This window comes from Acinetobacter sp. YWS30-1 (assembly GCF_033558715.1).
Classification (GTDB): domain Bacteria; phylum Pseudomonadota; class Gammaproteobacteria; order Pseudomonadales; family Moraxellaceae; genus Acinetobacter.
Genome location: NZ_CP114606.1, coordinates 990,990 through 1,010,501 on the forward strand (window position 1 = coordinate 990,990; position 19,512 = coordinate 1,010,501).

General features: G+C 42.9%; 19 protein-coding genes and 1 other RNA gene. 9 read left to right on the forward strand and 11 right to left on the reverse strand.

Annotation, left to right across the window (positions count from 1 at the left end):
- Nucleotides 1–2: 2 nt before the first annotated feature.
- The gene (gene mrdA, locus O4M77_RS04525) at nucleotides 3–2,045 is read right to left on the reverse strand and encodes a penicillin-binding protein 2 (RefSeq protein ID WP_323713922.1); all 2,043 of its coding nucleotides are present in this window, start codon (nucleotides 2,043–2,045) and stop codon (nucleotides 3–5) included.
- Nucleotides 2,046–2,279: 234 nt separating this feature from the next.
- On the opposite strand from mrdA, the gene O4M77_RS04530 reads away from it, so the two are divergent.
- From O4M77_RS04530 to O4M77_RS04545, 4 genes are all read left to right on the forward strand, one after another.
- Nucleotides 2,280–2,798 carry a hypothetical protein gene (locus O4M77_RS04530; protein WP_034170492.1) on the forward strand — a complete coding sequence of 173 codons (519 nt, stop codon included), beginning with the start codon at nucleotides 2,280–2,282 and terminating at the stop codon, nucleotides 2,796–2,798.
- A gap of 65 nt (nucleotides 2,799–2,863) precedes the next feature.
- The gene (locus O4M77_RS04535; protein WP_034170491.1) at nucleotides 2,864–4,180 is read left to right on the forward strand and encodes a membrane protein; all 1,317 of its coding nucleotides are present in this window, start codon (nucleotides 2,864–2,866) and stop codon (nucleotides 4,178–4,180) included.
- Nucleotides 4,181–4,262: 82 nt separating this feature from the next.
- Nucleotides 4,263–4,922 carry an adenylate kinase gene (adk, locus tag O4M77_RS04540; protein ID WP_004782907.1) on the forward strand — a complete coding sequence of 220 codons (660 nt, stop codon included), beginning with the start codon at nucleotides 4,263–4,265 and terminating at the stop codon, nucleotides 4,920–4,922.
- An 82-nt stretch (nucleotides 4,923–5,004) separates the two neighbouring features.
- Complete coding sequence (locus O4M77_RS04545; protein WP_034170490.1) at nucleotides 5,005–5,214, forward strand: hypothetical protein; 210 nt, start codon at nucleotides 5,005–5,007, stop codon at nucleotides 5,212–5,214.
- 34 nt (nucleotides 5,215–5,248) lie between these two features.
- Here O4M77_RS04545 and nth read toward each other — a convergent pair whose 3' ends face one another.
- Nucleotides 5,249–5,962 carry an endonuclease III gene (nth, locus tag O4M77_RS04550; protein ID WP_323713923.1) on the reverse strand — a complete coding sequence of 238 codons (714 nt, stop codon included), beginning with the start codon at nucleotides 5,960–5,962 and terminating at the stop codon, nucleotides 5,249–5,251.
- Between the two features lie 4 nt (nucleotides 5,963–5,966).
- Nucleotides 5,967–6,758, reverse strand: a complete 792-nt coding sequence (locus O4M77_RS04555) for an RnfABCDGE type electron transport complex subunit B (protein WP_323713924.1) — start codon at nucleotides 6,756–6,758, stop codon at nucleotides 5,967–5,969.
- 347 nt (nucleotides 6,759–7,105) lie between these two features.
- On the opposite strand from O4M77_RS04555, the gene gdhA reads away from it, so the two are divergent.
- On the forward strand, nucleotides 7,106–8,449 hold the full coding sequence (gdhA, locus tag O4M77_RS04560; protein ID WP_004782901.1) for an NADP-specific glutamate dehydrogenase: 1,344 nt from the start codon (nucleotides 7,106–7,108) through the stop codon (nucleotides 8,447–8,449).
- A 70-nt stretch (nucleotides 8,450–8,519) separates the two neighbouring features.
- Here gdhA and O4M77_RS04565 read toward each other — a convergent pair whose 3' ends face one another.
- From O4M77_RS04565 to rlmH, 3 genes are all read right to left on the reverse strand, one after another.
- Complete coding sequence (locus O4M77_RS04565) at nucleotides 8,520–9,302, reverse strand: META and DUF4377 domain-containing protein (RefSeq protein WP_323713925.1); 783 nt, start codon at nucleotides 9,300–9,302, stop codon at nucleotides 8,520–8,522.
- A 139-nt stretch (nucleotides 9,303–9,441) separates the two neighbouring features.
- The gene (locus tag O4M77_RS04570) at nucleotides 9,442–10,218 is read right to left on the reverse strand and encodes a class III extradiol ring-cleavage dioxygenase (RefSeq protein WP_323713926.1); all 777 of its coding nucleotides are present in this window, start codon (nucleotides 10,216–10,218) and stop codon (nucleotides 9,442–9,444) included.
- A gap of 106 nt (nucleotides 10,219–10,324) precedes the next feature.
- A complete protein-coding gene (rlmH, locus tag O4M77_RS04575; RefSeq protein WP_004782895.1) occupies nucleotides 10,325–10,807 on the reverse strand; it encodes a 23S rRNA (pseudouridine(1915)-N(3))-methyltransferase RlmH in 483 nt (160 codons plus the stop codon).
- Between the two features lie 155 nt (nucleotides 10,808–10,962).
- Between rlmH and O4M77_RS04580 the strand changes: the two genes are divergently transcribed.
- Complete coding sequence (locus O4M77_RS04580) at nucleotides 10,963–11,922, forward strand: M28 family peptidase (RefSeq protein WP_004782894.1); 960 nt, start codon at nucleotides 10,963–10,965, stop codon at nucleotides 11,920–11,922.
- A gap of 63 nt (nucleotides 11,923–11,985) precedes the next feature.
- Here O4M77_RS04580 and lon read toward each other — a convergent pair whose 3' ends face one another.
- The 5 genes from lon to O4M77_RS04605 all read right to left on the reverse strand — a co-directional run bounded on the left by lon (nucleotide 11,986) and on the right by O4M77_RS04605 (nucleotide 16,554).
- Nucleotides 11,986–14,412, reverse strand: coding sequence for an endopeptidase La (gene lon, locus O4M77_RS04585; RefSeq protein WP_034703702.1), 2,427 nt, complete (start codon nucleotides 14,410–14,412; stop codon nucleotides 11,986–11,988).
- A gap of 147 nt (nucleotides 14,413–14,559) precedes the next feature.
- Entirely contained in the window at nucleotides 14,560–15,141 is a 582-nt protein-coding gene (locus O4M77_RS04590) for a 5-formyltetrahydrofolate cyclo-ligase (protein WP_159123362.1), read from the reverse strand.
- A 289-nt stretch (nucleotides 15,142–15,430) separates the two neighbouring features.
- A non-coding RNA gene (ssrS, locus tag O4M77_RS04595) (6S RNA) lies at nucleotides 15,431–15,615 on the reverse strand.
- 97 nt (nucleotides 15,616–15,712) lie between these two features.
- Nucleotides 15,713–16,000 carry a cell division protein ZapA gene (locus O4M77_RS04600; protein WP_005234746.1) on the reverse strand — a complete coding sequence of 96 codons (288 nt, stop codon included), beginning with the start codon at nucleotides 15,998–16,000 and terminating at the stop codon, nucleotides 15,713–15,715.
- On the reverse strand, nucleotides 15,997–16,554 hold the full coding sequence (locus tag O4M77_RS04605; protein WP_004782884.1) for a hypothetical protein: 558 nt from the start codon (nucleotides 16,552–16,554) through the stop codon (nucleotides 15,997–15,999). The genes O4M77_RS04600 and O4M77_RS04605 overlap by 4 nt, the downstream gene beginning before the upstream one ends.
- Nucleotides 16,555–16,619: 65 nt before the next feature.
- Between O4M77_RS04605 and O4M77_RS04610 the strand changes: the two genes are divergently transcribed.
- The 3 genes from O4M77_RS04610 to O4M77_RS04620 all read left to right on the forward strand — a co-directional run bounded on the left by O4M77_RS04610 (nucleotide 16,620) and on the right by O4M77_RS04620 (nucleotide 19,373).
- On the forward strand, nucleotides 16,620–17,252 hold the full coding sequence (locus O4M77_RS04610) for a UPF0149 family protein (protein ID WP_159123338.1): 633 nt from the start codon (nucleotides 16,620–16,622) through the stop codon (nucleotides 17,250–17,252).
- A gap of 153 nt (nucleotides 17,253–17,405) precedes the next feature.
- Complete coding sequence (gene pepP, locus O4M77_RS04615; RefSeq protein WP_004782881.1) at nucleotides 17,406–18,740, forward strand: Xaa-Pro aminopeptidase; 1,335 nt, start codon at nucleotides 17,406–17,408, stop codon at nucleotides 18,738–18,740.
- A gap of 393 nt (nucleotides 18,741–19,133) precedes the next feature.
- Entirely contained in the window at nucleotides 19,134–19,373 is a 240-nt protein-coding gene (locus tag O4M77_RS04620; RefSeq protein ID WP_034703714.1) for a DUF378 domain-containing protein, read from the forward strand.
- Nucleotides 19,374–19,512: the final 139 nt, after the last annotated feature.

Consider the following 19,512-nt stretch of genomic DNA (forward strand, 5'->3'; position numbering starts at 1 on the left):
AATTATTCCTGATCGTCATTGGCTGAAGGGGTAGAGCGAGAAGTTGCAGGTTGCGGATTGTTTGGCTGTGCGTGGGTCGCCTGACCGCCTTCTTGGGTTGGGGTCGCATTCGGATCAGCACTTAACAGGTTTGGTCCACTTGGCAATTCGCCTGGTTTAATACCTGCTGTCATGAGACCGCCACTAATTTGATGGCCGGCAGGGTGAATCGGATTTTTATCGCGAGACAGTAACCAGTAGTCAAATAACGGTTTAGCCAGTTGCGCAGCAGAACCCCCATGTCGGCCATTTTCCCAGACAACGACTACTGCAATTTCAGGGGCTTCAGCAGGTGCAAAACCAACAAATAGACCATGATCCAGCTGGCGTTCAGTCAGCAGGGCTTCATTATAGCGCTTACCTTGGGCAATACTTTTTACCTGTGCCGTACCGGTTTTACCTGCGATTTGATACATCGGCGTGCGGATTCCGCGACCTGTCCCTGACTGAACCACATCGATCATCGCATCACGCATTTTGATCCAGTCATCTGGTTGACCATTAAAGTCGATTTTACCATTAGGGGCATTATGTACGGTGAAAGGTTTGGCACCTTTACTTTCACGCAGTACGTGAGGCGTAACATGTGAGCCTTGATTTGCTGTAATAGCAGTTGCCATGGCGAGCTGTAATGGTGTGGCGGTAAAGGCACCCTGACCAATACTCACCGAGATGGTTTCACCACGTGACCATTTAGATTTACGGGTACGCATTTTCCATTCCGGACTTGGGTAAAGTCCTGAGCTTTCACTTGGCAGATCGACACCAGTTTTTTCGCCAAAGCCGAACTGGCGCATCCAGCTATTCATTTTTTCAATGCCCATACGGAACGACAAAATGTAGAAGAAGGTATCGCACGAGACCACTTGCGATTTATGCAAGTTGACTACGCCGTGTCCTGACTTTTTCCAGTCGCGGAATTTATGCGAATCGCCCGGAAGTGTGAAATAGCCGGGATCGGAAATTGCTGTATCCCAATCGACCAGTCCATAATGCAGACCACCCATACCAAACATCGGTTTGATCGTTGAACCTGGAGGATAAGCCCCTTGAACAGCACGGTTATAGAGTGGTTGATCTAAACTGTCACGAAGGCCTGAATAGTCTTTGCTACTAATCCCGGTGACAAATAAATTAGGGTTAAAACTTGGACTGGAAACCAGCGCCAGAATTTCACCTGTACGTGGGTCAATCGCGACAATAGCACCACGACGACCGGCCAGTTGTTCAGTGGCAATGGTTTGTAGACCATAATCTAGTGACAAATACAGATCATTACCGCGTACCGGTTCTTTACGGCCTAAGTGGCGCAGGACATTACCGAAAGCATCAGCCTCAACAGATTCATTACCCGGTACACCATGTAAGAGATCTTCATAGTATTTTTCTACCCCTATTTTCCCGATCAGGTTAGACCCGGCATAGAGGTCCTTATCAATTTCTTTGAGTTCTTTGTCATTAATACGGCCGACATAACCAATCACATGCGCGAAGAGTTCACCATGTGGATAGTAACGCGTCATCTGGGTTTCAATATTGACGCCTGGAAATAGATATTTTACTTCACTAAAACGGGCAATATCATTTTCATTCAGATTCAGCTTGATCGATACCCGCTCAGTTTTACGCGCCGTCTTGATTCGTGCCTGAAAACGTTCAATATCTTCTTCGGTTAACTCCAGAATCGGTGTAAGACGTTTCAGCGTATCATCAATATCCTGCACATCGGCGCGGCTTAAGGTAGCTGTGAAAACAGGATAATTATCGGCAAGTAAAATACCGTTACGATCGTAAATATAACCGCGTGCTGGCGCTAAAGGCTGCAGACGAATACGGTTCTGGTCAGAAGCCGTAGAGAAGGTTTCAAAATTAAAAATTTGCAAATAGGCATAGCGGCTGACCAGCAGCAGCATAAAGAAAACCACAATACCGACAGAGATCCAGACCCGACTGCTATAGATGCGCTTTTCTTGTTGTGCATTTTTTAAAGGAAAGTGCTGCTTCATACGCGATCGACTTAAGACCAGAGGGAAAGGAATCAAAGTGGAGTATTCTAGCGCAACTGTACGGGATTTGATAATGGAAAACTGGCTGTAGCAATTCCTGTGTTTAAACTTTGACTTTGCAGACATGAAAATTGTAAAGTGCTGTATACAAGAGTTTTAATAATTCTGATAAAGTCAAAATTAAATAAAAATAGGACTCTACCAAAAACTATAATTAAGGAAGATGGTGAAGGAATGAACAAAGTTTACCCTTTGTTGGCATTTGCATTCTTTGCAAATGGGGTATATGCACATGATCAAGTGAATAATACGACAAACAGAACTGAGGATCGTGAGCCTAAAGCATTTAATGTTGGGGTCGGTTTTACCCAGAAACTTATCCATCTAAACACTGAATGGGTGAATCCTTATGGGATTGCTTATGTGAAAGGTGGTGCTTTTCTCAACGATGATCGTACAGTTGGAGCACAAGTTGGCTTTCGTTATCCTGCACACCTCACCGGCAAGGACAAAAATGGTTATTATGTAGGGGCTTATGCCGGTCATATCGATAGCAAACAGGTTGATGGCAAATACGAAAGCCGTTTAGGTGGGGGCATTGATCTGGCGTATGTTTTGCTTAGTTCAGAACGGATCAGCAGTTTTAGTATCGGTATTGGGGCGGGGGAGAAATTACAGGACAGTAATGGTCGCGTTGTAGCCAAAACTGAACCCAGACTACAATTCTCCTATACTTTAAGTATCGGTTTATAGACAAAATATTCAACTTTATTAATACCTGTATTCTGTGAACAAAAAATTAAATATGGAATTTATGCATGCTTGAGTACGTCAATGAATTGTGGCAAGCCTTCTTGAATCGCCCAGATTTTTGGGCAGTGCTCAGCATTATCCCGGTGACCGCATTCGTAACATGGGCTCACGTGTGGATGGCGCTAAAAATGGTGTTTTATCCAATTAATTTTTGGGGTTTTCATGTCGGGCCTGTTCCTGTTGGCTGGCAAGGTATTGTGCCGCGTAAAGCTGGAAGAATCTCAGGAATTATCACGGATAATACCTTGTCTAAATTGGGTTCTATCCAAGAGTTCTTGCAGGCAATGGATCCGGATGATATGGCACGTATTATCGGGGAACAGGTCGGTTTTGAACTGGAACATCTGATTGATGAAGTCATGATGGACCGAAATGCGGTGTTATGGGAAAACTTGCCTTATTCAATCAAGCGCCGTATTTATGCCCAAGCCCATAAACAGCTGCCACAGGTATTAAAAGAATTGGTGACTGAACTGACCATGAACGTCGAGTCACTGGTCGATATGCGCGACATGGTGGTCAGTCAAATGGAAGGCGATCGTCGTTTAATGGTGCGCATGTTCCTGAAAGTCGGACAGAAAGAAATCAACTTTATCTGGCATATCAGTGCCCTGATCGGGATGTTCTTTGGCCTGTTCCAGATGGTGGTCTGGTTTGTGGTGCCATGGCACTGGACCGTACCGTTCTGGGCTGCTATCTGGGGCTTCCTGACTAACTGGATTGCGATCTGGATGGTGTTTAATCCGGTAGAACCGCATTATATTAAATACCCGCAATTCTTTAAGCGTACAGCCGATCATAGATTCCCTTGGATCAAGCCGGTGATTCCAAGAATTGGCACCTATAACATACAAGGCGCATTTATGAAACGTCAGGAGGAAGTCTCTGACGTATTTGCAAGTGTGGTCACAGAAGATCTGATTACGCTAAAATCGATCATGACAGAAATGATGTATGGTGGTAAAAAAGATAAAACCCGCCGTATTGTCAAACGTCATATTAACGAAATTATGGAAACACCGCTGGTTCGGACCTCTTTACAGTTGTCTTTAGGACCAAAAGAGTATGCAAAACTCAAGACAGACTTGATCGATCGCTCGATTGAAATTACGATGGTGCCTGTAAGCGACCCTGCGTTTAATGCGAGCCGTGCACAGAAGATCTACCAAATGTTTAGAGACCGCATACGTGATTTGACGCCTAACGAGTTTCAGAATCTATTACGTCCTGCTTTTCAGGAAGATGAATGGATCTTGATTGTCCTGGGGGGAGTTACCGGTTTTGTTGCGGGTTTAATCCATTTGTTTGTGGCTTTCTTATAATTAGATGCCAAAGAGCAGCACACGTTTTGGTCGTGTGAAGCTGGGTATCTTATACATAGTTAAAAAATGAGGATGTTTATATATGCGCATTATCTTACTCGGACCACCTGGAGCAGGTAAAGGTACACAAGCTCAGTTGATCTGTAAGCGCTACAATATCCCACAAATTTCAACCGGTGATATGCTCCGTGCTGCAATTCGTGAAGGAACTGAATTAGGTCTACAAGCTAAAAGCGTCATGGACAATGGCGGTTTGGTTTCTGATGAATTGATCATTGGTCTGGTCAAAGAGCGTATTGCACAACCTGACTGTGCAAATGGCTGCATCTTTGATGGTTTCCCACGTACGATTCCTCAAGCTGAAGCGCTGGAAAAAGAAGGCATTGCAATTGATCATGTAATTGAAATTGATGTGCCGGATGAAGAAATCGTTCAACGTCTATCTGGTCGTCGTCAACACCCGGCGTCTGGTCGCGTTTATCACATCGTTTACAACCCGCCAAAAGTGGAAGGTAAAGATGATGAAACTGGTGAAGATCTGGTACAACGTCCAGATGACCAAGAAGAAACTATTCGTCGCCGTTTAGGTTCATACCACACTGAAACTGAACAGCTGGTTGGCTTCTATCAAGGCCGTGCAGCTTCAGGCGAAAATGCACCGACTTATGACAAGTTAAACGGTCTACGTCCAATCGAAGAAGTTCAAAAAGATCTTTTCGCGATTCTGGATCAAGCAAAATAATCGGTTTCCGATCATTTTGACTTTCAAAGAGCCCTAAGTCATATTAGGGCTCTTTTTATTGTATTGTTCAAAAGGATCTGCTGTGAAATTTGCTGTATTGGGATTGATGATTGTATTTCTGGCAGTACTGTTTGCGCTGTTCTATGTGAGCTTTAAGATGTTAAAAAAAGTACGCCAGGAAGAACGTGCTGAGAATGCCGGTAAGGTGCCTGAGCGTCAGCTGCATCCCAAATTACAGGCTGAGCTTGAGCAAAAGCGCAAGCAAGAACAGGCTGAGCAAAATAAAAAATAAAAACTTTTCGAGTACTTAAATTAAAAAGCTGAACCTAGCGTTCAGCTTCAATATTTTTCACCGGAATTGCGCGACCTGCGCAAAATTCAAAACGGTCTGGCCAGTTACAGACATCGGCGACCACACATTCATGACACTTCGGTTTACGTGCGATGCAGCAATAGCGGCCATGTAAAATCAGCCAGTGATGTGAATCAATAATAAATTCTTTTGGAATCACTTTGACCAGACGATGCTCGACCTCAAGCACGTTTTTACCCACCGCCAACCCGGTACGGTTACCAACACGAAAAATATGCGTATCCACAGCCATGGTCGGTTGGCCAAAGGCGGTATTTAGCACCACATTCGCTGTTTTGCGTCCTACACCCGGTAAAGCTTCCAGATCTGCACGATTGTCCGGTACTACGCTGTTATGCTTCTTGATTAACATTTCACAGGCTTTAATGACGTTCACAGCTTTGGAATTATACAGGCCAATCGTTTTGATATATTCCTTCAGCCCATCCACGCCGAGTGCATAAATCGCTTCCGGTGTATTGGCGACCGGAAACAGTTTATCGGTGGCTTTATTCACGCTCACATCCGTAGCTTGGGCAGACAGGGTCACTGCAACCAGTAATTCAAATGGACTGGAATAATTCAATTCAGTTTTTGGATTCGGACGCTGCTCACGCAGGCGCTCAAAGAAAGTCTGAATCTGTTTTTTAGTCATGTTTTTTACAGGCTTAGCTGTTACTGTAGTCATGATCTTATCCCTGTAAAGCCTGTAATTGCTGCATCAGTTCTTCAAGTTGCAGACGTTTGCGTGCATCCTCACGGACCGAAAGCTGTTTTTCTAACTTTTTGATTTGTGTACGTAATTTTGCAAGTTCAATCGTGGTTTTGGCATCAAGTGTAACCACTTCATCTGCTGGTTTTTGCACGATTTCAATGACAGGAACCTGATCGACCTGAGCAGAGAACTGGGCAAATAGGGTTGTATTAATCTCGGCACGAACGACAGGTCCCTTACGGTTGATGCGACGTTTTTCTTCGCGTTGAATATGCGCGTAGTAACGTTTGCGCAAGTCATCCTGTTCAGCAATACGTTGAGCTTCAGTTGGCAAAGGCTGAAGATCTTCAACTAGATCAATACAGTCTACCGGGCAAGGCGGAATACAGAGTTCACAGCCGGTACACAAGTCAGTGAGCACGGTATGCATCAATTTGCCTGAGCCAATGATCGCATCGACCGGGCAAGCGCTAATGCATTTGGTACAGCCAATGCATTCATCTTCACGGATCATGGCTTTCATGCGCTGAGGACGACCATCCGCCTGAATGGGCCAGACGCTTTCTTCAGCGGGCAGTTTAGAACGATTTAACAATGTTGCCAGAGCATCAGCGACTGGCTGTCCACCCGGTATACATTTATTGGCATCTTCGCCCTCAGCAATGGATTGAGCATAGGGCAAGCAGCCATCACGATGACCACATAGACCGCACTGGGTTTGGGGCAATAAAGCATCAATAGACTGGACTAGAGAGATTTGCGAATTCATGAATAACCTAGGCTGCTCAGGCTGAGCCTTAGAGTGAATGAAACAAAATATGTCAATTTAATGATTTTAACATGTTTTTAAGGAACTAAGTTATGCACGAATAAGGGTCACTTTGTGCATTATTATCAGGCATAAATTAACAATTAAGCATTGATTCAATTGGCATTTAAGCACACAGAAAAAATATTCATAATCAATATAAATAATTGTTATCAAATTAAATTTAAACTATTTTTAAAAAAAGTATTGTAGATTAGTTACAAAAGATATTTAATATTTTGCGCCAAAATTTAACATTGATTGTAAATTTGACCAATTTTGATCCATTTTCTGCTGAGGATTAAGCGTTGAAATACAACACACTTAATGAGTTCCTAGATTACGTAAAATCACGTGATGCACATCAACCCGAATTTCTTCAAGCTGTAGAAGAAGTGATGACCAGTTTGTGGCCATTCATTGAAAAGAATCCACAATACGCAGCACATGGTTTACTAGAACGTCTAGTTGAACCTGAGCGTGCGATCCAGTTCCGTGTTGCTTGGGTAGATGACCAAGGTCAAACACAGGTTAACCGTGCGTTCCGCGTACAGTACAACTCAGCGATTGGTCCATTCAAAGGTGGTATGCGTTTCCACCCGTCAGTGAACCTTTCTATTTTGAAATTCCTCGGTTTCGAGCAAACTTTCAAAAATGCCCTGACTACATTGCCTATGGGCGGTGGTAAAGGCGGTTCTGATTTTGACCCTAAAGGCAAATCAGAAGGCGAAATCATGCGTTTCTGCCAAGCGTTAATCATCGAGCTTTATCGTCATCTTGGTTCTAATACAGATATCCCAGCGGGTGATATCGGTGTGGGTGGCCGTGAAGTTGGTTACATGGCTGGTATGATGAAAAAACTCAGCAATGACACTTCATGTGTATTCACTGGTAAAGGCCTGACTTTCGGTGGTTCTCTGGCTCGTCCAGAAGCAACTGGTTACGGTACAGTGTATTTCGCTGAAGAGATGCTGAAAACTCGTGGCGAAAGCTTCAAAGATAAAGTGGTAACAATCTCTGGTTCTGGTAACGTTGCCCAGTACGCTGCTGAAAAAGCAATGTTCCTGGGTGCTAAAGTTGTTTCTCTATCTGACTCTGCGGGTACTGTTCACGTTAAAGACGGTTTCACTGAAGAGCTTCTTGCTGAAGTGATGGAACTGAAAAACATTAAACGTGGCCGTATCTCTGAATTTGCATCTAAACACGGTTTTGAATACCTTGAAGGTCAACGTCCTTGGGGTATCAAATGTGATATCGCGCTTCCATGTGCGACTCAAAACGAACTTGATGCGAATGATGCAGCAGCGCTTCTTGCAAACGGCGTAATTTGTGTTGCTGAAGGCGCGAACATGCCTTCTACACTTGAAGCAGTTGAGAAATTCGTTGAAGCGAAAATCCTTTATGCTCCAGGTAAAGCATCTAACGCCGGTGGTGTAGCAACTTCTGGTCTTGAAATGTCTCAAAACGCATTGCGTTTAGGCTGGACTTTCGAAGAAGTTGACGAACGTCTGCATGCGATCATGAAAGAAATTCACCGCAACTGTGTGAAATACGGTACTAAAGAAGACGGTACTGTAAACTATGTAGACGGCGCAAACATCGCTGGCTTCGTAAAAGTTGCTGATGCAATGCTTTCTCAAGGCGTATTCTAAGTCTGACTTAGTTTAAGCTTAAAAAAAACCGAGGTGAATGCCTCGGTTTTTTTATGTTCAGATTTTATCTTTAAAGAGTGCCTTTGACTGTTTCACGCTCTACAGCCATGTCGAATATATAGGCATATTTAGACTGGTCAGCTGCCGGATTTTTGATTTCATAACGTTTAACCCGAATAATCTGACGCTCATTCGGTGAATGCTGAAAACCTTCAATCTGGTCGTAAAATAAAGTCCAGTCTTTATCGACTTGAGTCTTTAAGCCTTTTTCATCATATTTGATTTCTTTTACTTGCAAGCAGGTTTGTTGAGCTACACCCGTACAGGCTTTAGTCTGGGGTGAAACTTCCAGGAAAATAGTTTCTGCCTGACCTTGGTATTTGGTTTCCGGTGTCATTTTTCCGGTAAAGACATATTTTTGACCATCAGCTGCAGTAATACTCAGTTTCGGCTGATTGGCATCACTTGGATCCAGGCTAAACGGAATATCACGCTTTTGCAGAAGCTGGCTGATAAAATGTTCCTGTTCCATTAATGGTGCATCACACGCCATCATGGTGCCCATCATGTCACCCGTACTCAGGGTATTATCTTTAACAGTCCAGCTCGTGCCAAGGCCATTACAGCCAGAAGCTACACTCAGTCTGCCTTGCTGATCAAAGCTCAGAACAATCGGGCGTTGCAGCCCACGATCAAGTTCCCAGGTATAAGCGGGCAAAATTTGTGTAGGCGTTTTTAATGTGGTGGATAGAGTAGAAATAGCCGGATCTCCTGAAGTGGCAGGAAGATGTGAAGATTGACATGCAGTTAAAGCCAAAGGGAGCAGGGCAAGCGCAAAAATACTGAATTTCATTGGTTTATATTCTATGTGCTAAAGTTTCAACGTGATTATAATCAAGAGATTAACAAAAAATATGGATAAAAATCGTAGCTTTTGCTAACAAAATGTATCCAAATTAAAAAGTCAGATTTTAAATAAGCGGAGCTATCGGTTAGTCAAAACGGTAAATATCCATTCCCAAAGCGCCCATCGTAAAGCTGCTATGCACGATACTGAAACGGTTTCCAGTGCCCATGGCAAAGAACAGTGGAGCAAAGTGTTCCAGCGTTGGGTGATTACGTTTTAACTGAGGAATAGACTGCCAGTCCAGAACGGCATCAAAATCGCTATGGGTTAATTTATTGGCCACATAGTTACGGAAGGTCGATGCCCATTCCGGAACTTCATCGCTATTTCCCTGCCAGGACAATTCACGCAAATTATGGGTAATGCTCCCTGACCCGATCAGAAAAACCTGCTGCTCACGAAGTGGCGCCAACGTCTGGCCAATCTTGTAAATCTCTTCTGCACTCATCGACATTGGTAAAGAAATTTCAACCACCGGGATATCTGCTTCTGGATACATATGTAAGAGCGGCATCCAGACGCCATGATCACGTGGACGGGTGCTGTTGGCATGTGCAGAGAAACCGGTATTGGCCAATAAGCCCAAGACTTGCTCAGCCAGCTCTGGGTTGCCAGGAGCAGGATAGCGTAACTCATATAACTCAGATGGAAAGCCACGGAAATCATGCCAGGTTTCAGGACGAATACCTGTATTGACTTCCAAAGCTTCACTTTCCCAATGTGCCGACATAACAATGATGGCAGTTGGACGTGGCAGATTCAGGCTTAAACGGTGCAATGCCGGGCCAACCTGCTCAGGATTGAGCGCGAGCATGGGAGAACCATGAGAAATAAATAAGCCGGGCAAAGTCTGTAAGTTCATAAGTCAAACCACATTAGTTCAATGTCTTAATCATGCAATAAAAAGGGAAACAAAGGCAGGGGTGATTGTTCAACAAAACGTTGCATAATCAGAACGCATCAACGGATCATCCTGCACGGTGATAAGGATGATTATGGTTGATGCTCATAGCGCGATACAGTTGTTCAATCAGCATTACACGGACTAGCGGATGTGGCAAGGTGAGTTTAGAGAGGGACCAATGCCAGGCTGCTGCTTTTCGGACTGCTTCAGAATGGCCATCTGGCCCACCAATCGCCAAAGCAATATCATGACCTTCCAGCATCCAGCCTTTCATGGTTTCAGCCAGTTTTTCCGTACTAAACTCACGGCCACCAACTTCCAGTGCAATCAGGACTTCATTCTGTTTTAAGGCATTTAAAATACTGTCACCTTCAATATTCCGGTATTTCAGAATATCGGCTTCAGAATCGTTTTTGCCCCGTTTCGCCATGGGCAATTCAACCACCTGAGTCTGTACAAAAGGCTGAATACGCTTGAAATAATCTTCAAAGCCTGTCAGCACCCAAGCCGGCATTTTCTGGCCGATGGTTAAGATACGGATTTTCATAGAACTGGATCAATAATTAGATACTTCATTATAACGATCAAACAACACGAAGTTGAGCTAGGGAAACAAATTGAAATTGAAATCATGAATTTAATGTTGCTTTAATATCCATAATTCAAGTATCCGCTTGATAATAAAGGAATGGATAATAAGAAATGCGGACCAGTCTCATTATTAAAAGATATTGTACTTTTCTACTAATTATTCTCGGTTTAACCAGTTCAGGCATGAGCTTTGCTGCACCTGCAAATTTTTCCTCCAAACAGGCACAGACAGAACATCTGGAACTGTTTATCAAACAAATTATCAGTGTAGATGAATACCGGAATTTTAAAAATACCAGTGAATTAAACCGGGTCTCAGCATGGCTCAAAGAACAGATGCGTTTACTTGGCATTCCTTGCCAATTTCAAAACTATATTGTAAATAGCCTAAGCTATAGAAATGTGGTGTGTCAACTGAATGCCAAAGCCAAAACCAAACTGGTTATTGGCGCGCATTATGATGTCTTTAGTGATCTGTATGGAGCAGATAACAATGCTTCCGGTGTAGCAGGGGTACTGGAAACAGCTCGATTATTGGCCTTACAAAAGTCAAAACTCAAACATAATATCGAGTTTGCCTTCTATACACTGGAGGAGCCACCCTATTTCAAGACTGAACATATGGGAAGCTATCTACATGCCAAAGCATTAAAGGCCCAGAAACAAAAAGTGAAAGGTGTCATTATTCTGGATTCTATTGGTTATTATGATGAAAATCTGGTGCAGACCTATCCGACAGGATTAAAATGGATCTATCCCCGACATGGAAACTTTATTGCTGCGATTGGACATTTGGCATCAGCCGGTTTGACAGGAGATTACTGCACGTCCATGCAACGTTTCAAGCGGCTAGACTGTCAGCGTTTTATTAGTCCGGCATTTGCTCAGGACATGAATTTTTCTGGCTATTTGAATTATGCCAAGTTTAACTATTCAACTATGCTGATTACAGACACAGCGCATTATCGTAATCCTTACTACAATACCGAGCAGGATACCTTAGATAAACTGGATCTGACCAAGATGGCTCAGGTCGTGAATGGTTTGGTCGATATGGTGATTCGCCTTTAATTGTCTTCACCTAGATACAAAAACACCCTGCCAGAGCAGGGTGTTTTTCAAAGCCTTTAGGTCTTAATGACGTGCAGCTTTAGCTTCTTCACTTGCTTTCACAATTGGTGGTTTCACCAGTGCTTTCGGCATATCGATCAAAGCCAGAGGTAAAATCTCATCAATCGATTTCACAGCTTTGATTTCTAAGCCTTCTTTTACATTTTCAGGAATTTCCGCAAGGTCGCGAACGTTTTCCTGTGGAATGAACACCAGTTTGATGCCACCACGGTGCGCAGCAAGCAGTTTCTCTTTCAGGCCACCGATACGCATTGCACGACCACTTAAGCTGGTTTCACCTGTCATCGCAATATCTGGACGAATCGCGATACCGGTGAATGCAGACACTAGGGCAGTGGTCAGTGCCAAACCTGCAGATGGGCCATCTTTCGGAGTCGCACCTTCTGGTAAATGCACGTGCACATCAGTTTCTTCAAAGCGAGACGCTTCGATACCTAATTCAGCCGCACGGGTACGAACGACAGTCATGGCAGCGGTAATCGATTCTTTCATTACATCACCAAGTGAACCGGTGGTAATGAATTTCCCTTTACCAGGTACTGCTGCAACTTCAATAGTCAGTAATTCACCACCCACTGAAGTCCAAGCCAAGCCATTTACGCGGCCGATTTGAGCTTCTTCTTCTGCCATGCCGTAGTCAAATTTATGTGGACCCAAGTAATCTGGAAGATTACCCGCATTCACTTCAACCTGAAGATTTTTAGCTTTCTTGCTAACTGCTTCTTTCACTACCTTACGTGCAATTTTAGACACTTCACGTTCAAGGTTACGAACACCGGCTTCACGCGTATAACGACGCACGATGTCACGAATCGCTTCTTCATGCACAGTCAACTCTTTAGCACGTAAACCATTGTTCTTGATTGCTTTAGGAACAAGGTAACGGTCAGCAATGTTAACTTTCTCTTCTTCGGTATAGCCAGGCAGACGAATCACTTCCATACGGTCCAAGAGGGCTTCAGGAATATTCATGCTGTTGGCAGTACAGATGAACATCACTTCTGACAGGTCAAGGTCCAAATCAAGATAGTGATCATTGAACTTGTTGTTCTGTGATGGATCAAGTACTTCAAGCATCGCAGAAGCTGGATCACCGCGGTAGTCTTGAGCCATCTTGTCAATCTCATCGAGCAAGAACAGCGGGTTTTTCACGCCAACTTTGGTCAATGACTGCACGATCTTACCTGGCATCGCACCAATGTAGGTACGACGGTGACCACGAATTTCTGCTTCGTCACGTACACCACCTAGGGCCATACGGACAAACTCACGGCCAGTCGCTTTGGCAATCGATTCACCCAAGGAAGTTTTACCTACACCTGGAGGACCAACTAGACACAGGATTGGACCGCGTAATTTTTTCACGCGAGACTGAACCGCCAGATATTCCACAATACGGTCTTTGACATCATCCAGACCATAGTGATCGGCATCCAGGATTTCCTGAGCTTTATTCAAGTTAATGCTAACTTTGCTGGCTTTGTTCCATGGCGTATCCAGAATCACTTCCAGATAGTTGCGAACTACCGCAGCTTCGCTAGAGGCTGGTTGCATTGCTTTGAGTTTACGGAACTCAGATTCCGCTTTTTTACGCACATGCTCAGGCAGATCAGCTTCAGCCAGACGTTTTTCGATTTCCGCAACGTCATCTTCCGCACCGCCATTCATATCGGAAAGCTCGCGCTGAATGACTTTCATTTTTTCATTCAGAAAGTATTCACGCTGGTTTTTTTCCATCTGGCGTTTAACAGAGTCATGCAAAGTCTGTTCGATCTGCTGTTCTTCAGACTGTTGCAATAAATACGTCATCAACTCAGTTAAATGTGCATCGAACTCGTCGTATTCCAGGAATTTCTGTTTCACTTCGATATTCAAAGGAACACGGGTCGCTACGAAGAATAACAATTGCAACAAGTCTTCGATTTTATTCGCAGCTGCAATCAGCTCACGAGCATTACGAAGTTTTGCTTCAGCATACTGAGCGAACAGGGCACGCAGCTCCTGCAAGCGCGTAGCTTGAGTTGTTTCATCGACTGATACAGTCATTGGGCTAAGTTCATGCTCAGCAGTCAAATACTCATTTTCATCAATGATGGTTTTGAGCTTGGCACGATACAGTCCTTCAATCAGGACTTTAATACAATTTTCATCATTTTCGTGATTCACAACTTGCACAATCTTCGCGACAGTACCGTATTGATATAAGTTGTCGTGATCAATTTCTTCTGTAAGCGAATCTTTTTGCGCAACTACAAATACTAGATTGTCACTGTTACGAGCCACATCAACTGCATTGATCGATTTTTCACGACCGACAAATAGCGCAATTTGCATGTGTGGGTACACCACCACATCACGTAGCGCCAAAAGTGGTAATACACTTGGAACCTGAGGCTCTAAGGTTTCTTGATTCATAATAATTTCAGACATGGGCACTCCTAATGAGTGACAACGGTGTTGCCATGTTTTTAATAGTGATGGGTAATTTAAAAATTACAAGGGCTATAGCGACTAAATTGTATAAAAAATGACTAATTATGTGATTTTAAAGTACTTATGTATTTGGAAATACATTGTTTAACGCTTAAAACGTTGTAAAAGTGTAGGCGTAAGCAGGGCATCTAGAGGCTGGTCCCAAACTTCTCGGGTTAAAGGCTGTGGGATCAGCTGAAAGTCATGTGCTAACCCCAGACGAAAAGGACGGTGCGGTGCTGTTGCCAGCGTACGATCATAATAGCCACCACCCATACCAATTCGGGTGCCATATTGATCACAGGCTAATAGTGGCATAACTAAAAGATCTAGTTTTGAGACATGCAGACCACGTGTAGCCATGGGTTCACGCATTCCCAACCGATGATGAGCAAAACGCTGGGAACGATATTGATTCTGGCTGATTTCTACCCAAGTGAGTTGCTGGTTCATATTGCAAATATTGGGGAGATAAACCCGTTTATGGTGCTTAAAGCAGTATTCAATCAGTGCCTGAGTCCGAACCTCACCGAAAGCATCCAGATAAACCCCCACAGATTTGCTTGCATGAAATTCTGGCAAAGTCCGAATCATATTCAGGATACGTTGTTGAGTCTGTTTCTGGGTAAAACGAGAGAGTTGACGGCGCTGTTTACGTAGCTGTTTGCGAAGTTCGGAAAGATTCATCGTCGTCATAAATATGGTCTTCAGGATTTTAAGGCATTAGATTAATAAAATGCCATAACTTAAATAGAGGGTAGCAACATAACGAGTATTATAGGCATCTGTATGAATTTTTGATTAAATTTTAAAAATAATAAAACACGAATCATTAATTGATTGATCTGTAATTAGATCTAGTCAACTTTTTAAAAGACGAAAAAAGATACGGGTATAGGACGCTAAACCAAGAAAAATATAATAAATTTGAGCTTTAGAAAAGAAGATAAATGATGAAATATTTTGAGAAAAATAGAAGCACTCCGAGGATGCCGCTGCATGTCATTACCCTTGAACCCTAAAGTTCAAGGTGGACGAGACGCATACTTGCTGGGTTTCCCATACCGGATGGGCATACACTCTAAATATGCAGAACTCAATCCTAAGATTTAAATATCGGCTCAGGGGAATCTGACCCGCTGGCGAACATCTCAGAGTTAGACTAAGTATAAACGATAATGCTGATGTGGCAACTCTATGCTGTTCGTGAACTGTAAACAGTTTAGTCGAACGACCGAAGTTTATACAAAAAACTCGATTATTCAGTTAGTTCTTCAACTTCTTCCAAAATAGTTTGTAACAAACGTTCGCAGTGTGCATATTGTTGCAGGGATTTATTCATCGTCAATACTTCCTGCATCAGTTCCAGTGCCACCATAATGATCAGTTTACTTGGTTCCATACGAGGTGCTTTACGGCGAAATTCATCGTATTTTTCATTGAGTAATTGCGCTGCACGTTGTAGTTCATCCTGCTGATCCGCAGTGGAGGCCAGACGGAAACTGTGACCCAATACCTTTAAGTCGATTGCGATTTGTTCACTCATGATGAAGCTTCCTCAGTCACTTCAGTAGGATGGGCCAATTGCTGAATTTCCTGTGCATTTTGATCCTGGGCTGTTCCCAAAATTGCCAGACGTTGAATAATGGCTTCAACTTTAGCTTTGGCATTTTCATTTTTCTGGGTAAGACGTTCAGATTCCTGATTCAGCCGCTGAATTTCCTGCTGGGCATGACGCTGTTCCAGCAATAACTTTTCTTTCAGCACGCGTAACTCATTGCGTTCAGCCAGAATTTCCTGAAAACGGTTCTTTAGATCAGTACAACTTTTTTCCAGACGGCTATAACGATCTGCCAGTGCTGTAGCATCCTGGTTTAAATGCTGAAACTGGTTACGTGATTCTGTCAGTTGCTGATTGAGGTTCTGGATTTCTTGTTGTTTTTGCGCAATAAAGCTATTTTTTTGTTCAATTTGAGTTTCATGTTGCACGCTTGAAGCCTCTTGCTTCTCACGTAAACTGGTATTCTCACTTTCAAGTTGTGCAAGTCGCGTTTTTAAAACGCCAATATGCACTTGTAGACGCTGTAATTCTTCTAACATATCGAGGTCGCACAGTGTTGCAAACAAAGGTAATATATAAAGCAGTATAGAGATTGGATAAACGAATGCAAGACGATATTTCAGGTTGGTCAGAATGGTACCGCAATTTTTCCTCAATTGAAGAAATTTCTAGCCCAAGCGAACTGCATGGTTTGCTTACCGGAATTGTCTGTGTCACTCAGGCACCTTCAAATGATGAATGGGTACAGATTCTAGAAACGCTAGATGTTCCTGAACTGAACCCTGAAGCATTAGAATTGTTAACGGGTGAGGCAGAAGACATATTTCATGCGCTGTCTGAAGATGAGCTGGATTATCTGCCATTACTACCAGATGATGAGCATAGCTTGGCTGAACGCGTTCAGGCACTGGCTGACTGGTGTGCAGGCGTAGTGCTTGGTTTCGGTCTGGCTTCAGGGCATATCCGCAATGATGAAATGGAACTGATTGAACATTTACAAGATGTTGCAGCAGTCGAGTTTGAAGATTCTGATGACGATGCCGAAGGCGAAGAAAGCTATCAGGAGCTGTATGAGTTTGTTCGTCTGATTCCGGTAAGCCTGTCCGTCGGCCGTAAGAAATTAGAAGTTGAAGAAACACCTTTATTGCAGAAATTCACGCAAAAAGCACCAGCTCCAGCTTCTGCAACTGAAGCGCAATCTGTAGTTGAAATTTTCTCGCCGAAACGTCCGAGTTAAGTTCAAGTGGTTCTAGACACAAATTAAAAAACGGTTCTGAAAACCGGCATATTTTTTGCTGATCCTTCTCATGATGATGATAGTAAATTAATCTGACCTGTTTTCAGGACCAAATTTTAAATAACAGTAGTAATTGATAAGAAGTAAGGTGTAATGAAGAAACTGACTCAAGCCGATTTTCAGGAACGTCGTGACATCCTCGCAGGGGAAATGGGATTACGTAGTATCGCGATTATTGCCACCAGCCCGGTCGCCCTGCGTAACCGCGATGCAGATTATAAATACCGCGCGGACAGCAGTTTCTTTTACCTGACCGGATTTGCTGAGCCTGAAGCAGTTGCAGTAATTGAAACTTTTGATACTGAAGAAGAAGGCTATACCTATAGTCTGTTCTGCCGTGAACGTGATCGTGAAATGGAAATCTGGAACGGCTACCGTGCCGGAGTAGATGGCGCCGTTGACGATTATGAAGCGGACGAAGCCTACGCGATTGATCTACTGGATGAGGAAATCCTCACCAAGCTTCAGAACAAAGACAAGCTTTTCTACCGGATTGGACACAATGCCGAATTTGATGCACGTGTAGCTAAATGGATCGTAACAGCCAGTGGTGAAAGCCGCCGTGGTACTTCTGCACCGGCACAGATCATGCAGCTGGATCGTATCATTGATGAAATGCGTTTGCATAAAGATGAAAATGAAATTGAACTGATGCAGCTTGCATCAGATATTTCTTCAGAAGCGCATACACTGGCTATGCAGAAAGTTCGTCCAGGCATGATGGAATATGCTTTAGAAGCAGAATTAAATTATGTTTTTGGTAAAAATGGCTGTGTACCATCCTATAACAGTATTGTTGGTGGCGGTGAAAATGCCTGTATTCTGCATTATGTAGAGAATGACAAAGAACTGAAAGATGGTGATCTGGTTCTGATTGATGCTGCATGTGAATATCAGTTTTATGCTTCGGACATTACCCGTACTTTCCCGGTGAATGGTAAATTCAGTCCGGAACAAAAAGCGTTATATAATGTCGTACTGGATGCACAGATTGCTGCCATCAATGCAGTTCAAATCGGGAACTCTTATAAAGAGCCGCATAATGTGGCGGTTCGCATTCTGGTTCAAGGTTTACTTGATCTGGGGATTATGCAGGGAGATCTTGAAGAAATTATCCAGACGGAAAGTTTCCGCCAGTTCTATATGCACGGTACTGGACATTGGCTGGGTATGGATGTACATGATGTAGGTACTTATAAAGCCAACGGTGAATGGCGTGCATATGAAGAAGGTATGGTCGTGACAGTTGAGCCGGGTCTTTATATTGCGCCAGATGATGAAACTGTAGATGTTAAATGGCGTGGTATCGGAATCCGGATTGAAGATGATGTGGTTGCTACCAAAAATGGCCCACTAGTGCTAACTGCAAAAGTTGTGAAAACCGTGGAAGATATTGAAGCCTTAATGGCCAAAGCCCATGCTGCTTAAATAAAAGATATAAAAAAGCCGGTGATCTCACCGGCTTTTTTATTTAGTAGAAAGTTAAAAATGTATTCGTGAATGATAGTAATTTTTTAATTTATTGATATTAAAATGAATATTTATAAAATTTTAAGAAAAAATGGATTAATTTCTTAGGCAATAAGTTATCCAATGGCTACATAAAACAAAGATACTATCGAGAAACATGCAAGACTTTTACTTACGTTAATCGCGACTTATTCAAATAAAATTAACTTTGTTAAAATTGAGAATTATAAGATGACAGGAATTCAACACAGCAATTGAGTTTTTAGCATCAAAGCAACATATTAATTCCGATTTCATTCTCATACTTGACCTGTTCCTTAAATAAACTCAAAGAAGAGCAGGAGAAAAATGATGAGACTAAATACGCTTGACTGGATTGCTTATGCTTTAGCGATTATTGGTGGCATCAACTGGGGTCTGGTTGGTGCGTTTAACTTTGATTTAGTCGCTGCCATCTTTGGTGAAATGAGTGCACTATCTCGAATTATTTATGTATTGGTTGGTTTGTCTGCCTTGTATCTGATCTATACTGGTACAAAATTGGGTCGACGTGATGTACATCATGAGTCTCAAGCTCGAGTAGTACGTTAACTGACTAAAAGTTAATTAAAGTCATTGATATTTTTTTAATTAACTGATTTTTATAAAAAATTAGTTAATCTAAAAGATATACAGGATTTTTAACAGAAACGGAGCTTAAGCTCCGTTTTCCATTTGTAAATTAGTCAAC